Below are 21,333 nucleotides of genomic sequence, written 5' to 3'. Positions count from 1 at the left end.
AATAAAAAGGGTGTTAAAAAGATAAAAACTCTTATGGTCATTTAGACTTTGGCTCATCTTTTTAACACCCTTTACTAACGCTTGAACTATTACTTTGTTTCAGCAAGAATTTTATTGAAAGTCTTGCTCGGTCTCATTTGTTCGCTTACCAACGCTTCGGTTGGCTCATAGTATCCGCCAATATCCACGGGTTTTCCTTGTGCGTCAATCAATTCTTTTAAGATGACCTCTTTGTTTTTTTCAAGTTTGGCTGAAACTTCTGAAAATCTATTTTTGAGAGTTTCATCTTTATCTTGAGCAGCTAATGCTTGAGCCCAATATAAAGCTAGGTAGAAATGACTACCACGGTTGTCCAATTCATTGACTTTTCTCGAAGGACCTTGGTTGTTTTCTAGTAACTTTTCAGTAGCATCATCAAGTGTTTCTGAAAGGATTAGCGCTTTGTCATTTTTGTATGTGTTTCCTAAATGTTCTAAAGAAACCGCAAGGGCTAAAAATTCTCCTAAAGAATCCCAACGCAAGTGACCTTCTTCAACAAATTGCTGAACGTGTTTTGGCGCTGAACCTCCCGCACCTGTTTCAAATAATCCTCCACCATTCATTAGTGGAACTATTGATAACATTTTTGCACTTGTTCCCACTTCAAGAATTGGGAATAAATCTGTCAAGTAATCACGTAATACATTTCCAGTTACCGAAATTGTATCTTCTCCTTTCTTTACACGTTCCAACGTATATTGCGTTGCTTTTTCTGGAGAAAGAATCTTTATTTCTAAACCACTTGTGTCGTGGTTGGGTAAATATTTTTTAATTTTTTTGATAATTTGTGCGTCGTGCGCTCTGTCTTCGTCAAGCCAAAAAATAACTGGCCAGCCTGTAGCGCGACCTCTACTTACAGCTAATTTTACCCAATCCTGAATAGGCAAGTCTTTTACTTGGCACATTCTCCAAATATCACCTTGTTCTACGTTGTGAGATATTAAAGTGGTGCCGTTTGTGTCGATTACATTTACGGTACCACCTTCAGCAATTTCAAATGTTTTATCATGCGAACCATATTCTTCGGCTTTTTGAGCCATCAATCCTACATTGGGAACAGTTCCCATGGTTGTAGGGTCAAAGGCACCATTCTTTTTACAGAAGTCAATCGTAGCTTGGTACACAGCGGCGTAACTACTATCTGGAATTACTGCTTTCGTATCTTGTTGTTTTCCTTCGGCATTCCACATTTGCCCAGAAGTTCTAATCATTGCTGGCATGGATGCATCAATAATTACATCGCTTGGTACGTGTAGATTTGTAATTCCTTTATCACTGTTAACCATCGCAATGTCAGCTTGCTCGGTCATTATCTTTTTAATATCAGCTCTAATTGCAGCAGCTTTTTCAGCAGGAAGTTCATTCAACTTGCCTTCTAAATCACCAAAACCGTTACGGACATCAACACCTAATTTATCAAAATCTGATGCATATTTTTTAAACAAATCTGCAAAATAAGTTTCTACAGCATGTCCAAAAATAATAGGGTCGCTCACTTTCATCATTGTTGCTTTCATATGTAATGAAAATAACAATCCTTTGTCACCAGCGTCTTTAATCTGTTCTTGTAAAAATGACATCAGTGCTTTTTTGCTCATTACAGTTGCATCGATGATTTCCCCAGCAAGTACTGGCACACTTTCTTTAAGCGTTATTTTATTTCCAGCGGTAGTTGTCAATTCGATTTTCACGCTACCTTTTTCAGCAATCGTAACCGATTTTTCATTATGCATAAAGTCGCCCGAAGTCATTGTTGAAACATGGGTTTTTGAGTCGGAAGACCAAGCACCCATTCTATGCGGGTTTTTTTTGGCATAATTTTTCACTGCTTTTGGAGCACGTCTATCACTGTTTCCCTCTCTTAAAACCGGGTTTACCGCACTACCTTTAACTTTATTATAGGTTGCTTGTATTTGTTTTTCTTCTTCATTTGAAGGTTCTTCTGGAAAGTCGGGCACAGCAAATCCTTTTGCTTGAAGTTCTTTAATTGCCGCATTTAGTTGTGGGACAGAAGCACTAATGTTTGGTAGCTTTATAATATTTGCCTCTGGAGTTTTTGCTAATTCTCCTAGCTCAGCTAAAGCATCATTTACACGTTGGTCTTCTTTTAAATACTTCGGAAAGTTAGCAAGTATTCTCGCTGCTAGCGAAATGTCTCTCGTTTCGATATCAATATTTGAAGGCGCTGTAAATGCCTCAACAATTGGAAGAAATGAATGCGTCGCTAAATAGGGAGCTTCATCTGTTTTTGTGTATATGATTTTAGCTGTTTTTGCCATTGTTAGAAAGTGTTTTGAATTTCTGCAAATATAAGGATTTAGGTAGGTTTTTGTGCGTTAGAGATTTCACAAATTTCAAATTTAGGTACTTCGGAAATTTAACCCATTTAAATTTTCATATTCGTTTTATAAGATTAAAAAATATATGATATACAAAAAATAAAAGCCATAACACTGTAATAATACATTGTTATGGCTTTTTTATGAAATAGATTTTGAACGATGATTAATAAATAATCTTAAGTAGTCAAATAATATAAGGCTCCACTCGTATTCTATTTCAAGAAAAGAAGTTTTATGTTTTATTGCTGAACAATAACTCGCGTTATTCTATGCTCTAAAAACTAAATACTCCCACTTTTTTAAGTACTGACTACTTATTTTTGAATAAGGTCCTCGTCATCTTTAAAAAAGTTATAATAAAGAACGTTTCTTTAAATACTAAATTTTAATGTTTCCATTTATTTAGTTAGATAAATATAAAAAGAGAAATCGATTTGACAAAATTTTTCAACCAATTAATAATGAACATGTTATGAACATGCTTTTTTAACAATTGTTCATAAAAAAAGCACCGTGTAAAACACGATGCTTTTTTATTTATGTAAGTACTAGACTAGTATCTTTTCTCTTTAATACGAGCTTTTTTACCAGTAAGTCCTCTAAAGTAGTAAATACGTTTTCTACGTACTGCTCCTTTTTTGTTCACTTCAATTTTTTGTAATGCTGGCATATTAATAGGGAAGATACGCTCAACACCTACAGTACCACTCATTTTTCTAATTGTAAATGTCTTGGTAATTCCAGTACCTTTTACTTGGATTACAACACCTCTAAAAAACTGAGTTCTAGTTTTTTCCCCTTCACGAATTTCGTAGTACACAGTAATTGTATCACCAGCCCCGAATGTTGGGAAGTCTTTTTTTGTTACAAATTCGTCTTGAACAAATTTAATTAACGATTCCATAGTTATAAGTTAATGTAGTTAGTCTAAAGCAACATTCGCGATTTTCGCCAGAGGTTGAGTTAAAACGAGTGCAAAAATAAGCATTTTATATATTTTGGCAATCTTTCTTTAAAATTATTTTGTGGCTTTTATCCAATCGTTGATTTTATTCTCTAACAGCGCCAAAGGAACACAGCCTGTCTCTAATACTTGGTTATGAAATTGTCTGATATCAAATTTGTCTCCCAACTCAGCTTTCGCCTTTGCTCTTAGGTCTTGAATTTTTAATTGGCCTATTTTATAAGACAACGCTTGTCCTGGATTTGCCATGTATCGCTCAATTTCACTAATGATTCGAGCCTCAGATTCTGCTTCATTTTCCAACGAATATTGTATTGCTTTTTCGCGGCTCCATCCTTTGGCGTGGATTCCGGTATCAACGACAAGTCTTACGGCGCGGTGCATTTCGGCCCCTAGCATTCCAAAATATTGATAAGGGTCTGTATATAACCCAAGCTCTTTTCCAAGCGACTCGCTATACAATGCCCATCCTTCGCCGTAGCCACTATACCAAAGTGTTTTTCTGAAATCTGACAACGTTTCACTTTCTTGTGTTAATGAAATTTGATAGTGATGACCAGGGATTGCTTCGTGCAAAAATAAGGATTCGTCACTATACACATTATACTGTGTAGCATCAGGAATTGGAGTATAAAAAATACCCGGACGTGTCCCATCCAATGAACCCGGATTGTATTCGGCACTTCCAGAATTCTCTCTAAAGGCTTCCGTACGGCGAACTTCAAACGGAGTTTTTGGTTTTACGTCAAATAGAACTTCCAATTGTGGTTTCATCGTTTCGTGGATGGCATTGAAATGAGCAATCACTTCTTCGGGAGTTTTATAAGGCATTAACTTTGGGTTGCTGCGCACGTCATTAAAAAATGCTTTGATATCTCCTTCAAACCCTATTTGGTTTTTGACTTGTTCCATTTCCGATAGGATACGAGCCACTTCTTTTAAACCTAAGTTATGAATCTCATCTGCCGTCATATCGGTAGTTGTGTACAATTTTATTTGGTGATTGTAATAATCTTCACCATTGGGGATGGCATCAATTCCTGAAGTTTCACGACCGGCTTTTGCATATTCATTCGCCATAAAATCATGGATGCTCTGATATGTTGGGATTACTTTTTCAGTAATCATAGTACTGTAAGCTGTGGTGAGTGTCTCTTTTTCTTCCGAAGAAAATGTATTGGGCATGTTCAAAATAGGGCTATAAAATAAGTGCTTTTCAAGCACTGGCTCAGTCATTTCGCCCAATTGCGGAATTATTTTTTTAATCAAAGATGCTGGAAGTACATAGCCTTCTTGCATACCTTGGCGCATATTTTTTTCTGCGGAAGCAAGCCACTCTAGATATCCATCAACACGTTTTTGCCAATTTTTATAATCTTCAACGGTCTTAAAAGGTTGTGCTCCTGCGCCACTTGCTAACTGCCCAAAGGATAAGTTTGCCGTCCACATTTGGTCAATAGGGAAGTACTCATGGTTTTTAAAAGACAAGTGTTCCAGATTAATATCGCATTCCCATTTGAGAATGTCGAGGCTCATTTTTTGGCTGTCAGTTAAATCGCTGCGATCGTATGTTGCAATTTTATCTTTATAAGAAGTGTAGTAATTCTTCATGGCAGCAATATGTTCTTGCGATAAAGGATTTGAATACTGGTCATTATATCTATTATCTCCAGACATTGTAGCGCTTACAGGATTCAATTTGAGTCCATCTTCGTAATAATCTTTTAACATGGTTTCAAAGTTTTCATTTGAGTTCTCTGCAGTTGATGGTGTTTCTGTTTTCTCTTTACAAGAAATAATCATCAAAAGACACAGCGATGCAAGGGTAAGTAGTTTTTTCATAGTTTTAAATTGGTCTGTTGTTATACGTTGAGCAAGCTCATTTATGTTTTGGAGATGGTTTGGAAGTGTATATTTAGTCCTCCAGCAAATCTGGTCGCAATTTTTCAGTTCTTTCCAGTGCTTTGTCTTCGCGCCATTGCTCAATTTTTTCGTTGTGACCGCTCAATAAAATGTCGGGCACTTTCCAGCCTTTATATTCTGCAGGTCTCGTGTAAATGGGAGGCGCGAGCATATCGTCTTGAAAACTATCTGTCAATGCGCTGGTTTCATTTCCGAGTACACCCGGTAATAAGCGAATAACTGCGTCACAAACAATAGCTGCTGCCAATTCACCACCGCTCAACACAAAATCTCCCACCGAAATCTCTCTCGTAATAAATTGGTCGCGCACCCGTTGATCCACTCCTTTATAATGTCCGCAAAGGATGATAATATTTTCGTGTAATGAAATTTGGTTCGCAATACTTTGATTGAGCGTTTCGCCATCGGGCGTCATATAAATTACCTCGTCATACTCGCGCTCCGCCTTTAGTTTACTAATGCATTTGTCAATAGGTTCAATCATCATCACCATCCCTGCACCACCGCCAAATTGATAATCATCAATCTGATTATAACTATTGGTAGCAAAGTCTCGCAAGTTGTGCATGTGGACTTCTACGAGTCCTTTTTCAATGGCACGTTTAAGGATGGAAGCCTCAAAAGGACTCGTTAGCAACTCAGGTAAAACGGTAATAATATCAATGCGCATGGTCGTAAAATATTGAACAAAAGTATGCTTTTTTTAAGATGCTAACTATGGGATCAATTAGATTTTGAAGTACTTCGGAAATATGCGCTGGAATTTTTTTGGTGCCGCAATTTCAACCTCTATTTCTTCGGCAGTAAATGGGTGCTGGAATTTTAAAGCCGATGCATGTAAATAAAGTCCCTTACCTTTTAAAATCATTGGCTCATTTCCGTAGTCAAAATCGCCGAGAATTGGATTTTTGATGGAAGCAAAATGCTTTCTAATTTGATGTCTTCTTCCAGTTTTAGGAAATACTTCAACCAAATTTAAACACTCAAAACGTTCTGAAACAACCGTGTCCAAAATTTTAAATTTTGAAATTGCTGCTTTGTCATCAATCGCAGTTTCAATCGTGCCAGACTTTGGCATCACTCCAATTGTCACTGCCAAGTAAGATTTTGTAATCGCTTTATCTTCAAAAAGTTTGTTGAGCGCAATGATGCTATCGGTAGTTTTTCCAACTAATAAACATCCCGTGGTTGGGTAATCCAGGCGGTGGGCTGGTTTTGGTTTTGTGGCGGTATTAAGTGAACTTAGCTTTACATTGTTTTCAAGTGCATTTGCAATTGTTTTAAAGCTATTTCCGCTCACTAAAATTCCTGCGGGTTTATTGATAATGGCAAGATACTCGTCTTCAAATAGTACTTCTAGTTTTAAATCGAGAGACTTATGTTCCATTTGTTTCGTTTCCGAAGTAAACACTATTTTTTCTCCACCGTAAATAAATGTGGCCGAAGTTGCTGGTTCATCATTGACAGTAATCTGGTTTTTTTTGAGTGCTTTTTTTAGAGCAGATTTTGTGGAAAGTAAACTAAAAATAGCAACGCCGTATTCTTGAAGTCTTATAGGTTGCTTCTGCGGTGTGGCGATATGGGTTTCAATAATTTCGATAACCGAAGTCTGAAATACAACTGCTAAAAAGGTTTTTTACCTTTGTTTTTATTCAGCTTATTAAAGGTTTTATCCCCTTTTGTTTTAGCTTTTTTGTATTTCTGTTTGATGGTGCGTTTGTATGAACCACCTTGATTTGTTTTGCTGTTCTTTTCGCTTTTTTCGTGATGACTTTCACCTCTTATTTCTTTAAAACTTTTATGTGGATTGTCGGGTTCGGCAACATAGGGTTGCTCTTCGGGAGTCAGTTTTTTTGAAATTTCTAAAGCTTTGGGCAGGTCTAAGTGCTCAATTTTTAAGTCCATTAAATTTTCAATGGCGTCTTTAAAAGGTTGTTCGGTTTCCGTAGAAAAAAGGAGGGAAGTACCTTCGGCCTCGGCACGTCCCGAACGCCCTATGCGGTGGATATAATTTTCGGGGAAACGTGGCGTGTCCACATTGATTACATGCGAAATATTATCAAGGTCAAGTCCGCGCGCCATGATATCTGTCGTGACTAAAATGCGCGTTGTACCTGCGTCAAAATCCTCAATTGAACGGATTCTGTAATTTTGCGTTTTATTTGAATGAATCACCGCAACAGCGCTACCAAACTCCTCTGTCAACTCATTAAAAAGTCTATCTGCACTCTTTTTATTGGAAACAAAAACCAGCGTTTTTCTATACGTTTCTTTGTCTTTTAATAAGAGGGAAAGTAAATTGGCTTTCGTGTAAAAATTGGGAACTTCGTAGCGATATTGCTTGATATTGTCAAGCGGTGTTCCACTTAATGCTACTGAAATGGTCGTTGGATTTCTAAAAAAATCATTGATGAAAATTTCAACATCCTCTGTCATCGTTGCGGAAAACATGATATTCTGGCGTTGTTCTGGGATGAGTTCAAAAATATTTGTGAGTTGAAAACGGAAACCTAAATCAAGCATGACATCTACCTCGTCAATCACCAATTTGTTGATGCTTTTAGGTTTTAAAGCTCTACTTAAAATTAAATCGTACAGTCGCCCGGGAGTCGCTACCACGATATCTGCACCCTGCATCACAAGTTCTTTATGCTGATTGATATTGACACCACCATAAACCCCAACAACTCTAATGGAAGAGTATTTCCCAAATTTTTCAATTTCGTCCACCACTTGTATTACAAGTTCTCTCGTGGGCACTAACACCAAAATACGAGGGTCTGTTTGCTTTGAAAATTTGAGTCCGTTGATGAGCGGGAGCATATACGCGAAGGTTTTACCCGTTCCCGTTTGTGCAATTCCCACCACGTCTTTTCCCGCCATTATGGGAGAGAAAGTTTCTTTTTGAATTTGAGTTGGTACCGTAAATCCGAGGTCGTCAATGGCGTAATGAAGCTGCTTATTTATCTTAAAATCCTGAAAAGAATCCATGAAATTGGTTTTGCGGCAAAATTACAAATAAAACCAGCGTGTAGCTATCTTGCTTGTTGATAGTTTAAGAGGATTGTTTTTCTTCGGAAATTTAACTTCGGAAATAAAAGAGTATACTATAAATCTCTCTTTTTCAAGACTGCGTAGCTTCCGTATATAAATATAGCGGTCCAGATTAAAACAATCAAAATGGTGTACCAGTGTACAGCATAATCTTTGCTCAATTCTTCGCCTACTTGGTTTGCCAACGTTTGTACTCCGCCCAGCCTCGTAACAGGTTCTACTATTAAATCTGCCATTGACTCTAAAGGGAAAAAGCTCATAACGGTTTCCGCGACATCGGTATCTTTGAATAATTGCCATTTTAAAACGCCATACATTATCCATTCAATAATTTGCCAAATCAATAAAAATCCAAGCGCAAAAGCAGAGCGTTTAACAAGAATTCCTAAGAATAAACAAAAAGAGAAAAATCCAACCAGCTTTATGAAATAGGCAAACAAATATTCCATGTCTCTAAAGACAACAGCTAATTCTGTGTGGTCTGAAAAGAAAATCCCAAGAACTAATGAAACCAGAAATACAAAAATTGTTGATACCACTGCAAATAATAAAACCGTGAGGAATTTTGAAGTAATAAATTCCTTTTTACTCATTCCGTCTATAAGGTTTTGTTTGAGCGTGCGATAACTATACTCGTTGGACATCATTGACACAATGATGATGGCGAGGAACAATTTTAATATGCCGGCAACATACGTGTTGAAATGCCAAATAAAAGGAAAATTGAAGAAGCCTTGGTCGGCAATTCGAAAATTTACATTCGCAAAATTAAACTCAATCGATGCGATTAATGCGATGGCAATAATGAGTAAAAAGTAAACCGAGGTAATTACCTTTGCCGCCTTGTTGAGTTTTATTTTTTGGAGTTCTATATTTAGTAATCTAAGCATGGCGGTCTAGTTTAGCGTTGGATTATTTGTGTTTTTTGTAAGCTCTAAAAATTGCTCTTCTAGACTTTCTTTTCGTTTTACTAAATGTGACAACGCGATGCCTTTTTCAAATAACAATTTGTTAAGGGAAGCTGCATCAAGTTCTTTAGTGAGGTAGGCAACAATTTTATCGTCTTCGGTTTTAATATTTCCGAAGCTAGGGTCACTTTCTAGAATCTTGCGAAGGCCTTCCATATCTGCGCATTGCATTGTAACGAAGCCAAAACTAGCATTCATTCCGTCCACAGAACCTACATACAGGCTCTTTCCTTTTCTGAGGATAACAACGTGGCTGCATACTTTTTCAACTTCATCGAGTAGGTGAGAAGCCAATAATATGGTCGTTCCTTGTTGTGCGATTTTTTTGATAATTTCTCTAATTTGGTGAATTCCCTGCGGGTCCAGTCCGTTTGTGGGTTCATCGAGAATCAAGATTTCTGGGTCGTTCAATAATGCCGACGCGATTGCCAATCGCTGCTTCATCCCTAAAGAAAATCCTTTGAACTTATCGTTTTGACGGTCTAATAAATCAACCGTCGTCAATGCTTTTTGAACTTGGGTTTTTGGCACTCCTTTTATCTTACAGACCAATTCTAAGTTTTGGCGCGCTGTCATATATGGGTAAAAGTTTGGGCTTTCAATAATAGCTCCCACTTTTTTTAGAGCGTCATGTGTTGAGGTAGTTCCATCAAACCAAGAAAAATCTCCCGTGGTTTTGTTTACCACGTTTAAAACAATACCGAGTGTTGTTGATTTTCCACTTCCGTTGGGGCCTAATATACCGTACACATTTCCTTTTTCAATGCTGAATGATAAATCGTTAACAGCAACGAGCCTCCCAAATTTTTTGGTCAGATTTTTAATTTCAAGGATTGTTGACATAGGGTAGCGGTTTTTTGGTGTTATACGTTTGACGAATGAAGGTTGATTTTGTTACATTATGCAGAGGTTTCAAAAACCAAATCCCAAACTTCAAGCAATTGAGATTTGGGATTTATATTTCACGATTTATTTTTTTAAGACTTCTGCTCTTTATTAAAATATACCAAATAATAATACATCTGCTTTTCTTCGTCCCAACCTTTTTCCACAAATTTATCTGCGCTATCGCTATTTATAAAATCCATTTTGATTTGGATGTTCGTGTCTAAGTTGATAACGCTTTTAATTTTCTTTCTTGCTGCCGTAACTGCTGTATTGGCAATAGGAAAGGTAGTCAAATCTTCAATTTTGTATTTGGGAGCTTGTTCAGATTTGTAATGATTGAACTCAGGAATTAAACTCGGATTTTCAATCACTTCGCTCATAAAAGCACTTTCGTTAAACGTGTCGTTTTTAGCAAAATGATTTACAGCTCTGTTCATAAATAGCACTTCTTCCTTTTTGTCTTCAGCAGGAAGCACCACATCTTTTGCAAAGTCTTGACAGAATTTTAAATACTTCTTTGTATGAAAATTATCATCTTGGCAAGCATCTACACCAAGAAAACTTTCTAACCAATATTTTGCATCATATCTATTGCTATCAACGCTCAAAATTTTATAACCTTCTTCCTTTTGAGTGTTGAAAATAATACACCCCTTGTCCAACTTATTTAGGTTTACTCCTTGCTGCAATAATGCTTCAAGCTGCGTGTCAGTCTCTTTAAATTGAAGAAAATCTTGCTTTAATTCACTTTTAAAAATCCCTATAGCATCCATTTTTATATTATCTAACTGCACGTTTTCTAAATATGCAACATAGACTTCACCGCTTTTAATAAGTGGATGGATGGATTGGTCGTAAAGGTGTTTTGTAATCTTTTTGCTCTCTTCGTGAATAGACTCAGGATTGCCAAAAATTTGTGCAGCACAATTGTATATTTCGTGAAAATCCAAATCTACTTCGCTCATAAAATTGAAATAGTTTTCCTCTTTGTCTCTAAATGGTTTCAGAAAAAATTCCTTTAATAAAGGCCTGATCTCATCATCCATTTTATAAGGTTCAGAAGATAATAAGATAGGTTCGTTCTTGCTCTTGTTCCCCACACGGTGAATTGATAAAGAAGCGATATGCGTTGAAAATAAATTAATCATATAAGTGTTTTCGTGCCTTTTAAGGCTTTGTTTTTATGTGCTTTGGAAATTTTAATCAATTAAAACTTTCGTCTACCGACTATTTTAATTCCAATTTTCATCAAAATCCAACGATTCGTAATCATCTGCGTCCATCCCGAATTCATCATCGTCGTACTCATCATCAAATGGGTCGCCGTCTAAATTTTCGCTTATAAATTCAGGTTCTTTGGGTTCAAACGGAACTTCACCGTGAGAGTACATTACATTGGGGTACGTCATTCCAGACTCTTCCTCTGCAATATCAGCGAGTTCAATAATGAACGTCCACATAAGCAGAAAATCGTACACATACACCAAGTTGCGGTCATCTTTTGAAACAATGTTTTCTAAATATGTATCTCCCATCGTAATCACAGGTTCGTCACTTTCACCCATATCAAATTGTGCAATTTCCAGCAATTGTTCCCACTGCTCGTTGCTCGTATAAAACGAAGCCATCTCACTACCATCGAAACCAAAAGACTGTAAAATCACGTTATTAAAATCTTCAAAACTAGCGCTGCTCTGTATTTCTATATCACGAAATACCTCGTCGTCACTATTCAAAATAACTCTAAATCTATAAATCATCACTGCATAAAATTAAGAGGGCAAAGGTACTTTTTATTGTGGGTTTTTACTAACGGTGCAGTTACATTTCCGAAGCTAATTTTAAACAAATTTATCAATCACTTCGGAAATTTGTGGGGTGGGGTAAATAGGGAATTAAAGGGTAGAAGGTAGTGGTTGAAAGTAAATTGAATTTTTTTTTACCTCCGTCTATCGACTTCCAACTCCCGACTTCTTTTAAAACTCCCTGCTTCCATGGCTACATAAAATTGTACTCCAAAAAGTAATGATGCAATGATGAGGTGTGCGGGTTGTGACAATAGTGGGAAATCTAAATAGTACATCGCCATGCCGGTAACGATTTCAAGACCAATTAAAATTAAAATCCAATTTGTTTTATGAAGTCCGTATTTTGATTTTCGGTTGGTATAAACGAGCCAAAGATTTAAGAGTAGTACTACGATTGAAAATGTACGGTGGAAATAGAATTGTAAGGTGGGATTTTCGAGCCACAATTGTTTGGCATCGTAGCCTACGATATCTACGGTTTCATCAACATGCTGCCGTACTTGTGTTCCCAATATTACTTGTACGAGGGTTAAAATAAGCGCCAAAAGTAAAACACCCTTAAAATTTCGGGACACCGTAATAGGCATTCTCTTTTCTGCCGAAATATATAACAAGTAAATGAGCACTGCGACAATCACTAAGGCCATGACCATGTGGATGGTGATTTTTACGGGTGATAATACTGAATATACTACGGTTGCACCTAACCAAGCTTGAAAAGCAATGAGAAAGACACTGATTATTGAGAGGATTGTAATTTGTTTTTTAAGTTTCCATTTCCAAATGGATAACACAGCCATTGCTAAAATGGCAATCCCAGAAAGCGCGCCTAGCAAACGATTGATGTATTCAATCCACGTATGCCACACGTTAAATGTTGCATAATCGTGTTCTGTATATGCTTCCCAATTGTTGGGATTATAGCTTTGAGAAGTAGTAAAATTAGAGGTCGCTACTTTGAGTGCTTCATCAACAATGATAACTTGTCCTTTTTTAAACGTACGTTCTGGTGCCCATTCTAAAACGGAAGCTTCGGTAGGCGGAATGTAGTAGCCAAAACATTTTGGCCAGTCTGGGCAACCCATTCCAGAACCCGTCATTCGTACCATTGCACCTGCAATGATGACCAAATACACTAAAACCAATGCTGTTTTGACGGATTTTCTGTACATATATTTTTTATTGAACTAAAAGTCCTAATTCTTTTCCTTTTTTCAACATTAAAGCTTTTGCTTCTTCATAATCGTTAGCAATTTCTCCTTCTAAAATAGCTTCTTTGATGGCGTCTTTAATAAGTCCTATTTCTCGCGAAGGTTTTAGGTTGAAGGTTTTCATAATTTCCTCACCGGTTACGGGCGGTTGGAAATTTCGGACTTGGTCGCGTTCTTCAACTTCCACTATTTTATCTCTTACAAGTTGAAAATTGCTATGGTACCGTTTAAATTTTTTTGGATTTTTTGTTGTAATATCTGCCTCGCACAATGTCATTAAATCTTCAACATATTCTCCAGCATCAAAGATGAGTCTACGTACTGCGCTATCTGTAACATCACTTGCTAGTACAATGGGGCGAGAGCTCATTAAAACCATTTTTTGAACAAATTTCATTTTATCATTCAATGGCATTTTTAATCGCTTGAATAATTTGTAAACCATTTTTGAGCCTACAAATTCGTGAGCATGGAACGTCCAACCTATTTTTTTATCAAAACGTTTTGTGGGTGCTTTTCCAATATCGTGCAATAATGCTGCCCATCGCAACCACAAATTATCTGTTGTCAATGCAATGTTATCGACCACTTCCAGCGTGTGCCAAAAATTATCTTTATGTCGCTGTCCTTCTTTCTCGTCTATTCCTTGTAATGCAAGTAATTCTGGCATAATGTATTGCAACAATTCTGTTTTGTGCATCAATGCAAATCCTTTTGAAGGAACTGGCGATGCTAATATTTTATGGAGTTCATCAACAATGCGTTCATTGGTGATGATTTTGATTCGGTCTGCGTTGCGAGTAATGGCATCCAGAGATTCTTTTTCAATGGTGAAATCAAGTTGTGTTGCGAAACGGATAGCACGCATCATGCGTAATGGATCATCGCTGTAGGTGATATCTGGGTCAAGTGGCGTGCGAATGATTTTGTTTTCAAGATCTTTTACGCCGTCAAACGGATCCAATAATTCTCCAAAGGTTGCTTCATTTAAGCTTAAAGCAAGCGCATTGATGGTAAAATCTCTACGGTTTTGATCGTCTTGTAATGTTCCGTTTTCTACTATGGGATTGCGGCTGTCTTTTGAGTAGCTTTCTTTTCTTGCGCCTACAAATTCCAATTCAATTCCAGCAGTTTTAAGTGCGGCTGTACCATAGGTTTTAAAGATGGCAACTTTAGGCTTGTGGGAAAGGTTTTTTGAAACTTCTTTAGCGAGTTCGATTCCGCTTCCTACGGCAACAATATCAATATCTTTTGCATCACCTCTTTTCAAAAGATAGTCACGCACAAATCCGCCAATTACATAAGCATCTACAGAAAGTGAATCGGCAGCTTTTGAAACGGTATTAAATACTGGGTTTTTTAAGGCGTTATTGTAAGTAGGTCTTAACACAGAAATATTGTTTTTGCAGAATACAAAAATAACATTGATTTAGCGGAAAACCTTAAATGAAAGCTCCTTTATTTCTTCCTAGCTACAGTTGCAAATTGAAGGTAACGCATATCACTAGCAGAGCCAAGTAGCGGAATATTGATAAGTGAGGGTTTTAAAGATTTGCTGCCATTAATTCCTTCATGTGAAACAATGGTGTAACCTGCATTTTCATACATTTTTACAATACTCTTTTTAGTAAAGAAGCGTACATGCGTTCTATCCATGATACCTTGGTCTTCATAATCCCAATTTCCTTGGAATAATATTTTAAAGAATGTTCTAAAGTAGCGAATGTTTGGGATTGAGCTAATCACGTGCCCATCACTTTTTAACTTTATTTTCAGTTTTTCAAGGATTGAATAGGGGTCTAACAAGTGTTCTAAAACATCATTGAAGTAAATAACATCAAAATAATTATTTGGTAATTTTTCTATCGCTCCTTCTACCGAAGAAATAAAAACGGTATCTAGTTTGTCAATCGCTAATTTTCCAAACTGCTCGAAGGGTTCAATGCCCCAAACTTCAGCACCACACTTGTTTTTGATAGCGGCTCCAAATTCACCATTGCTACAACCTACATCGAGAGCTGTTTTTACACCCAAGGGTAAAAATGCCAACATCTCTGGACGTGCGTTTTCGTAATAGTCGTTTGGTTTGTTTATATAATCTAGTCCTTCAGGGATGTTACTCATTCTATAATTTTTTTCTATTACTCTCTTATAACTTTAACCCGCCCATCCTTGCTCAACTTTATAATTGCTGATGGTTTTTCGGATTTTACGTTTTGGTTGAGGTTTACAACATAATCAACACCATCAATAATCTCTTTTGAAATTTCTTTAAAACTTCCGGGCGTTTTTTGTCCGCTAATGTTTGCTGAGGTAGAAACAATTGGGCGTCTAAATTTTCTGCAGAGTTGTTTACAGAAATCGTCTTGTACCACACGTATGGCGAGTGTATTATCCTCCGCGATAATATTTTCGGAAACTCTAATAGGATCGTCGTAGATAATTGTGGTGGGCTTCGCAGCAAATTTCAGAATATCATAAGCCACCTCTGGAATTTCCTCCACAAACTGCTGGAGCATTTTAAAATCGTTTACCAAGCAAACCATAGATTTGCTTTCTGCACGTTTTTTCAATTTATAGATGCGGTCAATGGCATCTGGGTGCGTGGCATCGCAGCCAATTCCCCAAACGGTATCGGTAGGGTAGAGTATAAGTCCGCCGCGCTTTAAAACAGCAAGTGCATTTTCAATTTCAGTCCTCATAAATGTAGCGTATTTTTTGTTGTTGTTTTAAAGATAAGGCTAGCGCATCGCTTTTTAAAACGATGGGTAGCAAATACCATTTTTTAGGTTTTAACAGCAAAGCCAAAGTTAAATACAATCGTGTAACTTGGTATTTGGCATAGCCGAAATTTTTGCGAATGACGTATAAATATGAAATGTAACTTTCTTTGTTTATACGTTTTGAGACACCAATACTCACGCCCTGATAATGTAAAATTTTTGCCGAAGGTACTAAATGGCTTTCAAAGCCTAATTTCCGAAGTCTATGGCAAACGTCCATTTCTTCCCAATACAGAAATATGTTAGTATCAAAACCACCAATAGCCTCAAATGCAGCGATTCTAAAAAATAGAAATGCGCCATTTACCCAATCTACTGCAATGGGTTCCGTGTAATTTTTTTTTCGTTTTTGATAGCGTTTGGAATTGCTCTTTTCGAGAAAACTACGGCCAAAAATAAATCGACGCAATCCTTTATTATGGTCAAAAGATGGGGCAAAATTGTTGTGCTCGTCATAATTTTGAGCTGTGCAGACACCTACGTTTTGGTTTGCATCCATATAGGTCTTGAGTAACGATAAGCAGTCATTGAGCAACATAGCATCGTTATTTAAAAATAGCAGATATTTTGCATTTGCAAATTGAGCGCCGTACATATTGCCGCCACCAAACCCTGTATTGATAATACTTCGGTGCAACGTTATGTTGGATTGCTTTGGAAGCTTTTCTTTTAAAAGTTGATATTCCGCTATCTCAGAGTTATTGTCAACAACGATTATTTGAACCTTTAAAATTTCCGAAGTTTTTGAAAGCACAGTCTTTACAGCTTCCACGGTATACTTGGTGGAATTATAGTTGATAAGAATTACAGCAACGTCGTTCATGGTGCAAAATTAGTCTAAAAGAGATTGATATACCTCAATATATTTTTTTGCTGTATCATTCCAATCAAAACTTTTGGCGCGCTTGATATACCAATCTTCTAGAATGGGCTGATTTTGCTTAAAAGTTTGCATTCCTTCTTGGAGTACTTTTGCCATATATTTGGGTTCAAAATGGTCCCAATAAAAACTATTTTCGCCCCCTATTTCTGGCAGTGAAGTGTTATTTGAAAGAAACACAGGTTTTCCAAAATACATTGCCTCAATGGGTGGAATCCCAAAGCCTTCCCGGTGTGATGGAAACACGAAAGCTTCACAATTTTTAAAATAATAATGCTTTTCAACATCTTCAATTTTACCCAATTTAAATACACGGTCCTCTAGTCCATATTGAGTAACTAATTGAGCCAATTTGTTTGCGTACAAGGAGGTGTTGTTTCCTGCTAAAACCAAATCATATTCGGGCGTGTGCCTTAACATTTCGACTAAACTGATGAAATTTTTACGTTCGCTAAAATCTCCAATGGAAAATAAATAGGGCCTTTCTGTTTTAATCGTGGGTTTAAATGAAGTGGGAATGTCAACATCGGTAATTGTGTTGCCGTTGTAAATTATATATTCTGGAACATTTGGCACGTTAAAATGAGCATGTGTATCTTGCTTTGCGAAATTTGAAATGTAAACAATAGAGTTGCTGCGTTTCAATTTTGCTTCAAATTTTTGGCGGAGTTTTTTTTGTAATCCTTCTGATCCTTCAGTTACAAAATGGATATCGTGTACCGTCAACACATAGGGTATATTGTAAAAAGGCTCAATTTTAATATTTTGATTTAAGCAATGCCAAACATCATATTTTTTCTTTATTCTGAAAGGTTTATGACGCGTGATACTCTTATATTTTTTGTAATAAAACTTAGTCCCGAATTCTTTTTTCAACGCATCAACATCCTTTGCATGCAAAGTAATATTCATTCCTGAAGTATCCTGCTGTGCCAGTGCTTTTATCAAATGATAATTGAACTGCCCAAAGCCAGTGAACTTATTTTTGAGATTATGTGATTCTAAGAATACTTGGTGCATTTTTATTTATTTGCACCCTGTCCCTTGAGGGAGAGGGCTGGGGTGATGGTGTTTCAATCAATTTTACGATACAACAACCACAAATTTACATACCTTTTAAATACTGAAAACGCACTTACGTACGCCAAAATAAAACCTTCTTTTCCGTCCAATATCCCCAATCGGAAAAAGAACTGATTTACAAACCGATACCAAGGTCTAAATAAAAAATGGTATAGCGTAGGCTTCTTGTTTTTTTTATATAACATCTTGGCTTGCAATGCGCTATACTGGTGCATTTTGCCCGTGTAATCGTCAAATGTTTTATAGGTGTAATGTGGTAATCTATTTTTTAACTGCGCTATTTCGCCATTGGCCTCCAATGTTTCGTGGACTAAGTTATCGTTGTATTTGCAGTAGTTTTTATTGAAAACTCTAATTACATTGTCATTTTGTAAACCACTGTATTTTATTCGTTTGCCCATAAAATGGAACTCACGGTTTACGTAATAAGCGATTGCTTTTGGGTTTTTTAATGCTGCTATAATTTCTTGGGCGAGGGGTTTTGTAATTTCTTCATCGGGGTCAAAAAAGACAACCCAATCGTTATTTGCTTTTGAAATGGCAAAGTTTTTTTGTGCTGAAAAATTATCAAATGCGCGTTGGAATACTGTCACTTTTTCATTTTCCGAAGCGATGGCGACAGTAGCATCAGTGCTTTGAGAATCCACGATTATAATTTCATCTGCAAACCATAAACTTTCGAGAAAGCCTTGCATAGCGCTAGCTTCGTTGAGGGTAATGGCGACTGCTGAAATTTTTGGTAGATTTTCCAATCGTGTTGTTTGGTTTGGCTGTAAAAGTACTAATTTTACAGTGATAAACACCAAAAACCACCGTGGCGAAACTTCCTATTTTAATGTATCACAATGTTTCCGAAACCGAAAGCAACGGGCTCACAATTAGCGTTACAAAATTAGAGGAACAGTTTAAATTTTTAGCCGATAGAAATTTCCGAAGTTATCATTTTAGCGAGCTGCACAATTATGCTGAACTTCCTTCAAAGAAAAATGTGGTCATCACTTTTGACGACGGATTTGTGAGTCAGTTAGAGTTTGCCGTGCCGCTTTTAAAAAAGTACGGATTGAAAGCTACTTTTTTTATTCCGTTGAAATATTTAGGTAAAAACGATGCTTGGCATACAAAGAGCCTTCCCATAATGACTGCGGAAATTTTAAAAACTTTGGACCGCTCAGTCATTGAAATAGCCTATCATAGCTACCTTCACAAAAAATATAATGAACTTGAAATTTCAGAAATAGCGGAAGATACCCGTTTGAGTTTTCAAGCTGTTGAGAAAAATGAATTATCATTTGCTCCGGCATTAGCATATCCCTACGGAAAATTCCCAAAAGAGAAATTCACGAAGCAAAAATTTATAAATCATTTAAAAGATGAAGGTTTTGAATTTGGACTAAGAATAGGGAATAGAGTGAACAAATTCCCGTTTAAAAATCCTTTTGAAATTCAACGAATTGAAATTAAAGGAGAATATTCTTTTTCAAAATTTAAACGTAAACTACGCTGGGGAAAGTTGATTTAAATTATAAAAAAAATCTTAAAAAGTTATTTTGTTCCTACACTTCGGGGAGGCTAGGAGGGGCTTTAACGCATCCCCTTGTGCAACAAACGCAACTTCACGTAACGCTCAAAAACACCATAGGCATTTACTGCCGAAACCGTTAATCCCGGGACGCCATCCTTGTATCCGCCTTTGAGGATAAAACTTCTAAAAAAACGATAAGTGGGTTTGATGAAAAAATGAAACCACGTTGCTTTTTTGCCTTTGTTGTAAAGCTGTTCGGCTTGATACCAGGCGTAGCTTTCTTTCTTTGTAATATAATTTGTGAGCCCTTTGTACGTATAGTGGAGCATTTTGTTTTCGAGTTTGCCAATGCTTCCTTCGCAGGTTAATTTTTCATGGACAGAACCACTGTACCTCGCGCAGTTTCTTTTAACCAGGCGTAACACATCATCGCTGTGACTGTATAAAAAGCGGTTCATGTAAAAATGAGGAAAATTAATTTTATATCCACCGTGTTTTGGCGCTGCAATGGTTGCTTTGATTTCGGCTTCAAGGGATTGCGTTACGCGTTCGTCAGCATCCACAAATAATACCCAATCACCCGTGGCCTCTTGTAATGCCGCATTTTTTTGATTACTGAAATTATCAAACTCCCGTTGCATAACTTTAGTCACATAAGGAGTTGCAATGGCTACGGTATTGTCTTCGGAAAAGGAGTCTATTAAAATAATCTCGTCTGCAAATGCAACACTTTTGAGCGCATCCTCAATGTAGGCGGCTTCATTGTACGTAGGTATGATTACTGTAAGTGTGGGCATGGTTGTAAAAGTAGGGAAATCCCAAATGAAATCGAAATCGAAAATGAAACTGAAATCGAAAAAATTCTTTCGCTTTTACTGCTTTTGTAAGCAAGACTTTTCTAAAAAGTGAAATGAAGAAAAAATGTATCAAATAAATAATATTTCCGAAGTTATTAGAGTTATCGCATATTCTTCTTTGCTTCTTAATTTTGCTTCGGGCTACCAGCTTCTAGCTACTCGCTTTTTTCTATCTTTGCAGCCATGAAAACGATTGATACCTCTATCATTATCAGCACCTACAATGCAACCGATTGGTTAGAAAAAACATTGTACGGGTATAATAATCAAACCTATAGAATGTTTGAAGTTGTGATTGCAGATGATGGTTCAAATGATGAAACTCGCCAACTATTGGAGCGTTTGCATAAAGAGGTTTTTTATTCAATTGTGCATGTATGGCATGAAGATAACGGATTTCAGAAATCTGAAATTTTAAACAAAGCGGTGCTCAAATGTAGCGCACCATACATTATAATGAGTGATGGCGATTGCATACCGCGTAAGGATTTTGTGGAGCAACATGTAAAATACAGAGAAGAAGGATTTTTCTTGAGTGGCGGCTATTTTATGTTGCCCTTGGGCATTAGCGAAGCCATTACAAAAGATGATATCTATAACGAACGCTGTTTTGATTTGAAATGGCTCAAGGAAAACGGGCTGAATACTTCATTTAAAAACAATAAACTTACCGCCGGAAATGTAACTGCATCTATTTTAAATTTAATTACACCAACCAATGCTAGCTGGAATGGTCACAACGCTTCTGGGTGGACCAAAGATATTATTGCGGTGAATGGATTGAACGAAGAAATGCAATATGGTGGACAGGATAGAGAATTGGGTGAGCGTTTATTTAACCTAGGAATTAAAAGCAAGCAGATAAGATACAACGCAATCGTTGTGCATTTAGACCATCCGCGGGGCTATAAAAATGAAGCTTCGATTAAAAAAAATCAAGCGATTAGAAAAGAAACGCGCGAGTACCAAAAGCAATGGACAGCAAAAGGAATTACGAAAGACGCGCCCGAC

General features: G+C 36.9%; 19 protein-coding genes and 1 pseudogene. 2 read left to right on the top strand and 18 right to left on the bottom strand.

Translation table 11 applies throughout. The annotated features are described in order from the left end of the window. Positions 1-89: 89 nt before the first annotated feature. From ACSHW7_RS15460 to ACSHW7_RS15380, 17 genes are all read right to left on the bottom strand, one after another. Entirely contained in the window at positions 90-2,318 is a 2,229-nt protein-coding gene (locus ACSHW7_RS15460; RefSeq protein ID WP_435680270.1) for an NADP-dependent isocitrate dehydrogenase, read from the bottom strand. 616 nt (positions 2,319-2,934) lie between these two features. Next, positions 2,935-3,285, bottom strand: coding sequence for a 50S ribosomal protein L19 (gene rplS / locus ACSHW7_RS15455; RefSeq protein ID WP_435680269.1), 351 nt, complete (start codon positions 3,283-3,285; stop codon positions 2,935-2,937). A 114-nt stretch (positions 3,286-3,399) separates the two neighbouring features. Continuing rightward, on the bottom strand, positions 3,400-5,187 hold the full coding sequence (locus ACSHW7_RS15450; protein ID WP_435680268.1) for a DUF885 domain-containing protein: 1,788 nt from the start codon (positions 5,185-5,187) through the stop codon (positions 3,400-3,402). Between the two features lie 73 nt (positions 5,188-5,260). Next, positions 5,261-5,938, bottom strand: coding sequence for a tRNA (guanosine(37)-N1)-methyltransferase TrmD (gene trmD / locus ACSHW7_RS15445; RefSeq protein ID WP_435680267.1), 678 nt, complete (start codon positions 5,936-5,938; stop codon positions 5,261-5,263). Positions 5,939-5,995: 57 nt separating this feature from the next. Next, on the bottom strand, positions 5,996-6,655 hold the full coding sequence (locus ACSHW7_RS15440) for an RluA family pseudouridine synthase (protein ID WP_435680266.1): 660 nt from the start codon (positions 6,653-6,655) through the stop codon (positions 5,996-5,998). 236 nt (positions 6,656-6,891) lie between these two features. After that, entirely contained in the window at positions 6,892-8,259 is a 1,368-nt protein-coding gene (locus ACSHW7_RS15435) for a DEAD/DEAH box helicase (RefSeq protein WP_435680265.1), read from the bottom strand. Between the two features lie 116 nt (positions 8,260-8,375). Further along, entirely contained in the window at positions 8,376-9,212 is an 837-nt protein-coding gene (locus tag ACSHW7_RS15430) for an ABC transporter permease (RefSeq protein WP_435680264.1), read from the bottom strand. 6 nt (positions 9,213-9,218) lie between these two features. Continuing rightward, on the bottom strand, positions 9,219-10,133 hold the full coding sequence (locus tag ACSHW7_RS15425; RefSeq protein WP_435680263.1) for an ABC transporter ATP-binding protein: 915 nt from the start codon (positions 10,131-10,133) through the stop codon (positions 9,219-9,221). A 134-nt stretch (positions 10,134-10,267) separates the two neighbouring features. Further along, positions 10,268-11,326, bottom strand: coding sequence for a nucleoid-associated protein (locus ACSHW7_RS15420; protein ID WP_435680262.1), 1,059 nt, complete (start codon positions 11,324-11,326; stop codon positions 10,268-10,270). Between the two features lie 84 nt (positions 11,327-11,410). Then, positions 11,411-11,938: an IS1096 element passenger TnpR family protein gene (locus ACSHW7_RS15415; protein WP_435680278.1), complete on the bottom strand. Its 528-nt coding sequence runs from the start codon at positions 11,936-11,938 to the stop codon at positions 11,411-11,413. Positions 11,939-12,117: 179 nt separating this feature from the next. Next, positions 12,118-13,158 carry a COX15/CtaA family protein gene (locus ACSHW7_RS15410; RefSeq protein WP_435680261.1) on the bottom strand — a complete coding sequence of 347 codons (1,041 nt, stop codon included), beginning with the start codon at positions 13,156-13,158 and terminating at the stop codon, positions 12,118-12,120. A gap of 7 nt (positions 13,159-13,165) precedes the next feature. Then, complete coding sequence (locus tag ACSHW7_RS15405; RefSeq protein ID WP_435680260.1) at positions 13,166-14,587, bottom strand: CCA tRNA nucleotidyltransferase; 1,422 nt, start codon at positions 14,585-14,587, stop codon at positions 13,166-13,168. A 68-nt stretch (positions 14,588-14,655) separates the two neighbouring features. Continuing rightward, complete coding sequence (locus ACSHW7_RS15400; RefSeq protein WP_435680259.1) at positions 14,656-15,321, bottom strand: class I SAM-dependent methyltransferase; 666 nt, start codon at positions 15,319-15,321, stop codon at positions 14,656-14,658. A gap of 17 nt (positions 15,322-15,338) precedes the next feature. After that, complete coding sequence (locus ACSHW7_RS15395; RefSeq protein WP_435680258.1) at positions 15,339-15,899, bottom strand: L-threonylcarbamoyladenylate synthase; 561 nt, start codon at positions 15,897-15,899, stop codon at positions 15,339-15,341. Further along, on the bottom strand, positions 15,889-16,803 hold the full coding sequence (locus ACSHW7_RS15390) for a glycosyltransferase family 2 protein (protein WP_435680257.1): 915 nt from the start codon (positions 16,801-16,803) through the stop codon (positions 15,889-15,891). The genes ACSHW7_RS15395 and ACSHW7_RS15390 overlap by 11 nt, the downstream gene beginning before the upstream one ends. A 9-nt stretch (positions 16,804-16,812) precedes the next feature. Further along, the gene (locus ACSHW7_RS15385) at positions 16,813-17,880 is read right to left on the bottom strand and encodes a glycosyltransferase family 4 protein (protein ID WP_435680256.1); all 1,068 of its coding nucleotides are present in this window, start codon (positions 17,878-17,880) and stop codon (positions 16,813-16,815) included. 53 nt (positions 17,881-17,933) lie between these two features. Continuing rightward, positions 17,934-18,695 carry a glycosyltransferase family 2 protein gene (locus ACSHW7_RS15380; protein WP_435680255.1) on the bottom strand — a complete coding sequence of 254 codons (762 nt, stop codon included), beginning with the start codon at positions 18,693-18,695 and terminating at the stop codon, positions 17,934-17,936. Between the two features lie 62 nt (positions 18,696-18,757). On the opposite strand from ACSHW7_RS15380, the gene ACSHW7_RS15375 reads away from it, so the two are divergent. After that, complete coding sequence (locus ACSHW7_RS15375) at positions 18,758-19,462, top strand: polysaccharide deacetylase family protein (protein WP_435680254.1); 705 nt, start codon at positions 18,758-18,760, stop codon at positions 19,460-19,462. Positions 19,463-19,524: 62 nt separating this feature from the next. Here the strand turns inward: ACSHW7_RS15375 and ACSHW7_RS15370 are convergent, their stop codons facing one another. Next, entirely contained in the window at positions 19,525-20,262 is a 738-nt protein-coding gene (locus ACSHW7_RS15370) for a glycosyltransferase family 2 protein (RefSeq protein WP_435680253.1), read from the bottom strand. 243 nt (positions 20,263-20,505) lie between these two features. On the opposite strand from ACSHW7_RS15370, the pseudogene ACSHW7_RS15365 reads away from it, so the two are divergent. Further along, positions 20,506-21,321 (top strand): annotated as a pseudogene (locus ACSHW7_RS15365) (glycosyltransferase family 2 protein); the annotation flags it as partial. Between the last annotated feature and the right edge of the window lie 12 nt (positions 21,322-21,333).

Source organism: Patiriisocius sp. (assembly GCF_051252435.1).
Taxonomy (GTDB): Bacteria; Bacteroidota; Bacteroidia; order Flavobacteriales; family Flavobacteriaceae; genus Patiriisocius.
This window is presented reverse-complemented; position numbering and strand designations above follow the sequence as displayed.